Here is a 5478-nt window from a genome sequence, read left to right as displayed (position 1 = left end):
AATAAAGAATAATTGATATAATTGCTTCTTAAACAAATACAAATAGACCATTTATGAAATAAGGCGTTATTATGTCCAGCATTAAAACTAAAGTATTTTCCCTGTACGATACCATCAATCAGACATGGAATATTATGGATATGAATAACCTCTGCCTCTTTTTTGGCACCATTGATGAATTAGAAGAATGGTTAGATACCAATAAAGATAAATATCAAGAACAACTATAATTCCAATATTAATAGTTCGCCTCTTTATGCTGCCATCCAAAAATATTTAAATATCATAATCAATGATTTCCCTAAACTATTAAAGGCCTCGACTCAGCAAATCACCTTTCATGACATACAGCAATCCGAACTAACGACTGTTCTATAACCATGACTCGGGATTTCGGCGGTTCGCCAACCTTAGCGAACAGAGGAATTGCGCCTCTAATCTAATACCGATTTATCTCGCGCACTGGCTGTCCAACTTTACTTCTTCAACTTTATTTCTTTCCCTAGATTTCAAATTTGTTCAACATTCACTGCTTTATCCTTATAGTTTTAAAAAACTACGAGTAAAAATGTAGAGGAAATAATGCTAAAAATAAATTCTTATGCAAAAAAAATGTTAATTTAAAAATAATGGTAAATAGTTAATTTCCCTGATTTTTCTTCCGTTATCCATTGATGGTAGCCCACCTGGCTGCGGAGTGCCCAATTAGTTGACAAGGCCCAGTTCCACGATAAATCCACTGTACTGTGGTGACTAACATCAGCATTCAGCAAATGCATAACATTGCCAGCAATCGCGACTTTATTCGAAGAATTAATCTCCCAAAATGCACCTAATTCAGCGCCAATAGCTATTTCCATGCCGCTACCGGTAATGTCACCAATATTAATTTCCGTTGAGGCTAATAGGTAACTATGTAATACATTCGGATCTCCCCAAGATTTACCATAACCACCTTGGATGAACTCTCTACTAGCACGCTTATAAATATCGGGTTGACGATCATAGCCCATACGTAAATTCCATGACCAAGTGTCAAAAATACGGTTATCGGGTGCAAGGGACATCGCATCTAAGAAATAGAAACGTTCTAAAAGTGCGGCGTTATTTTTATCCATACTCACTTCTACATCCAAAAAGCTAATTTTCGCTGCAGGAATAAAACCAGCAGAGGCGTCCAATAAATCATGATAGGCAAGCCGATACGATAAACTATAACGATCTGAATAATCTTGGTCGTAACGATAGCTGACCGAAAATCGCGAGGATGCATGCCCTTTATCTGGAGATTGTGATGGTGATTTTGCCTCCAAAAATGGAGATTTTATTTTCACTTTACTGCGTTGTATGAGCAAATCCGTTAATCGTGGTGCGATCAATTCCCTGCTTACCCCTTGATCATAAAACTCAAAGTTAAGCCATTCATAAGCCATTTCCAAAATTGCAGCTTGCTCCTGCTCAGTATATTTTGTTTTATCCAAAGCAACTCCAGACATCACAGAGCGAGCCTCTGCCAGCAAAACATCATTCATTTGTTCGGAATAAGCATATAATTTTGTGCCAAAAGCAGGACGATAATTAGGCTCAGACAATAAATCACTGTCTCCTAGTACTGAAACGGTATCAGATGGAATTGCTTGAAAAACAAAAGCCGAAGTTAAATCTAAATCTTCCCGCGCTAACTGCAATAAAGCTAAAAGTTGGTATGAGCAATTTTCGTCGATAAAGTAGTAATCAAATGTCGCGTTTTGTAATTCCCATAGATGATGTAATATTTTTTCAACTTCTGCGGCGCTCAAATTCAACTTATATTCCCAGATATCTCGAGATTCTAGATCATTATATTCGCGTACCTTACGGTAATATGGCATCAAACTAAAGCGACCGGGGTATTGTCCAATTAACCCTTTCACTGCATAAGCGGCAGCATTGTCATCAGCATCAGGCTGTGCTGCAAAGTTCACGGCAAAAGCCATTAACGCTTGGTTTTGAGTTTGATTTTTTGCATCAATTCGCAATAAGGTATGGCCGAACATTGAAGAGGGGCTATTCATAAATGCAGTAGGAAAGACTAAGGTAATACCGGCAGGATTAATTGTCTCTTTCCATTTTTGTATTTCAAGGCAGTTTAAATCAGGCCAAGTATTAGCCACTTTTTCACGCAACCAAAGATAACGGGCAGGATACTTACAACTTAGCGTATTGTCCTGCTTATTAACTTCAATATCAAAAGCAGCCATAGTGGCTTTTAATTCAGCAGAAGGATCGTACTTACCATTTACGGCAATAAAAAAATCTTGATTATCAATATCACTTTTCCAGTTCGTTTTTAACGCCGGGCGATAGTGTCCTAATTGCAGCCAATATATGTTTTCAGAAAGATCTGCAAGCTGTTTATCAGACGCAAATGACAATGAAGTAAAGAATAAGTAAAACCAAGATAATAGACGGAGTTTTTTATACATAATCATTAAATACAAAAGCCCCAATAGGGGCTTTAATTATAGGGAACTCATAGTTTGAACGCTAACTTCAAATTATGAAAGAGTGTAAACTGATAATTGATCGTTGTTAGCGATAACTTTATTCAAGTTTTCTAAAACGTTTTGTGAAGTTACGTTCTCTGAAGTGAAAATTTCAGAAAAATTAGCTTGAGCAAGCTCAGCGAATACAGCTTTATCTTGTTCGGCAACGCCCCAAGCTTCAGTAAGCGTTGCAAGCGTTTCGCCTTCACCTTTTGCAATATCACGAGCTAAATTATCCATGTTTCCATCAATAAATAGTGCAAGTTTTGCAGTTGACGTAATTGTGCCTGTTCCATCACAACCTAATGTACCAAATGTAATACCAAAAGTTTGGTTTCCAGACGTCCCATTAGTCGTAGCACCAAGTACTTTCATTACTTTGCCTTGCTCACCAGCGAAAATCATACTACCAAGACCACAACCAATGTCTTGATCTGCCATTGCATTCGTAAAAGGTAAAAGAGAGATGGCCGCAATTGCAATTAATTTTTTCATTCGATAAATCCTTGTATGGGGTAAGTTATATAAAATATGAATCACAAAAAGTTGAGAATCATATTTACTTGACATAATAACAAAAAAAAATGAACAACACCATTAAGTGTAAAAAACAAAGAAAATGTGCACCATGCGTCTAATAAACAACCGATTCTTTGTTATATTCAAAAGTTAATAGAAAATTAGCCGTTTTATTTTTTATTAAAGCAGATAATTTAAATCCAAGGAATAAATACCCACGTAAATAGAGCGGGTTAAATAATGAAACACTACCTTAAACTTATTGAAAATTTTAAAAAATATCAAATTTTTAGCCATTTATCGACTATTGCTGGTTGGTACCAAAAACTGGACAACCAAATATTTTCAGTAAAGGTAAATTCTCGATCTGCCGAAAAGTTATGTCCCAAAAAGTTATAAATGTTATGGCTGTCCAGCTTTATTATTTAACTTTTCCCAATCCCCTGCCATTGTTGTACAGACTATCTCTTTATAAGCTTCACTACCCATTTCAATTTAGATGGCCAGCATAGCAATATGCAATTTTTGTACATTGCATATATTCAAAAACATTTTAGCCATAACGTTTATTTATTCTCCTTTGCGCGCGTTAAACAAGGTTCAGCGAGAATATTAAGGTTGCTCTCCGTCCCTTGCTTTAAGAAAATAAGGCTCATTTCTCCTTCTCATTGTGAGTCGGATTCACTTCACTGTTTATTTTTTACTTCATATAACAAGCCGTCTTTGTTAGCCTGCGTTATCTATCAAATGCGGTACACAAGCGCTAAGGGAATTATCTTGACTGATATACGTAAATACACGCTTGCAGGCTGCTTAGCCATATTAATCTGGAGCACAACGGTAGGATTTGTGCGCAATGTAGCAGAGCAATTAGGCGCAATTGGTGGGGCAGCAATGATTTATTCAGTGAGTTCTTTATTTCTTTTGATCTTCATTGGTGCGCCTCGATTTAAAGACTTATCATTAAAATACCTTCTGATCGGTGGGGCGCTGTTTGTCAGCTATGAAATTTGCTTATCACTTGCGTTAGGAATGGCGAATAACCGAATTCAAGCGGTCGAAATGGGTGTAATTAACTATTTATGGCCCTCTTTAGTGGTCTTGCTCGCAGTGTGTACCAGTAAAAAGCCCGTTGATAAACGACTTTATGCGGCGATAGCACTATCGTTTTTCGGTGTAGCTTGGACGGTGAGTGGTGATGGAGGAATTTCGATTAGTCAATTGGCAGAAAATATAGCGACAAACCCAGTCAGTTATTCAATGGCATTGATGGGCGCTTTTATTTGGGCATTTTACTGCAATATCACCAAACGATTGGCGAACGGAAAGAATGCCATTACCTGGTTCTTTATAGCAACCGCTATAACTTTATGGATCACCTATTTTATGAGTAATGAACCGGCCATCGTTTTCACATCAGGCGCGGCGATTGACTTATTAATAACGGGCGTAGCAATGGGGAGTGGGTATGCATTATGGAATATAGGTATTATTGGCGGCAATATGATGCTGTTGGCAACCCTGTCATATTTCACGCCTTTATTATCTACTTTCTTTTCAGCATTGATTTTGGATATTGAACTGACAGCAACGTTTTGGCAAGGCGTGGTAATGGTCACTATTGCTTCTCTACTTTGTTGGTGGTTTACCCGAGAAAAACCTTCTGAAACTATAGATATGGCCGCGTATATCAATGTTGAATAAAAAAAGCGTCTAGCTGATTTCCTGTAAATAAGAAGCGCTGTTGTAGTTAATTGTTGTCTATACTAATAAGTCAAAAAGTTATGGCTGTCCCACTTTATTTCTTTATTAGCCATCAGCATCCTATTAATAGCTACGACAGTTTATTAGGAGGTATGCATGGCTAATGTTCAAAGTTTACCATTATTACTTAAAGAACTTAGATTAAGTGCGATGGCAAAAGCGCTACCGACAGTAGTAGAAAAAGCAATTAGTGAGCAATGGGAACCAGATCTATTCCTTGCTGAACTCTGTGAAATTGAGGTTGATCATCGCCAAGATAATAGGCTTAAGCGCTTGCTAAAGGAAAGTAAATTACCAATAGGAAAGCAACTTTCTCAATATGACTTCAGTGAAGTTACAGGTGTGAATGCGCAACAAATAAAGCACAAAGCCAAACAACTTGATTGGCTAAAACAGGGTCATAATATTTTAGTTTTTGGTGCAAGCGGATTAGGAAAAACACATTTAGCATCAGCTTTAGGTTATGCATTAATTGAAAACGCTATACGCGTAAAATTCACTACCAGTACCGCTATTGTTCAAGAACTACAAAAAGCTAGAGAGCGCATTGACTCACTAAAATTCATACTACTAATATGTCGTTGCCTCATCTAAAATAACACTAGTTGTGATTCTTTTAAGATGAGGTAACTAGAAATGATTAAGTCTATGAGTCTAAATGCGAGAAAGG

The 5478-nt window shown here is 37.1% G+C and carries 5 protein-coding genes; 3 read left to right on the top strand and 2 right to left on the bottom strand.

The genetic code is table 11. From position 1 onward, the window contains the following. The first annotated feature begins 71 nt into the window (after positions 1 to 71). Positions 72 to 230, top strand: coding sequence for a hypothetical protein (locus KSO91_RS15920; RefSeq protein WP_238744016.1), 159 nt, complete (start codon positions 72 to 74; stop codon positions 228 to 230). 390 nt (positions 231 to 620) lie between these two features. Here KSO91_RS15920 and KSO91_RS15915 read toward each other — a convergent pair whose 3' ends face one another. Together KSO91_RS15915 and KSO91_RS15910 are read right to left on the bottom strand one after the other, a co-directional pair. Beyond that, entirely contained in the window at positions 621 to 2465 is a 1845-nt protein-coding gene (locus tag KSO91_RS15915; RefSeq protein ID WP_238744015.1) for an Lnb N-terminal periplasmic domain-containing protein, read from the bottom strand. Positions 2466 to 2537: 72 nt separating this feature from the next. Continuing rightward, entirely contained in the window at positions 2538 to 3020 is a 483-nt protein-coding gene (locus KSO91_RS15910) for a DUF3015 domain-containing protein (protein WP_238744014.1), read from the bottom strand. A gap of 771 nt (positions 3021 to 3791) precedes the next feature. Here KSO91_RS15910 and yddG point away from each other — a divergent pair. Together yddG and KSO91_RS15900 are read left to right on the top strand one after the other, a co-directional pair. Further along, complete coding sequence (yddG, locus tag KSO91_RS15905; protein ID WP_420830957.1) at positions 3792 to 4748, top strand: aromatic amino acid DMT transporter YddG; 957 nt, start codon at positions 3792 to 3794, stop codon at positions 4746 to 4748. A gap of 156 nt (positions 4749 to 4904) precedes the next feature. Then, on the top strand, positions 4905 to 5402 hold the full coding sequence (locus KSO91_RS15900) for an ATP-binding protein (protein ID WP_238744012.1): 498 nt from the start codon (positions 4905 to 4907) through the stop codon (positions 5400 to 5402). Positions 5403 to 5478: the final 76 nt, after the last annotated feature.

It is taken from the genome of Psychromonas antarctica (genome assembly GCF_022267535.1).
GTDB lineage: Bacteria > Pseudomonadota > Gammaproteobacteria > Enterobacterales > Psychromonadaceae > Psychromonas > Psychromonas antarctica.
The sequence above is the reverse complement of the archived record's forward strand: the minus strand, read 5'-3'. Positions and strand labels throughout refer to the sequence as shown.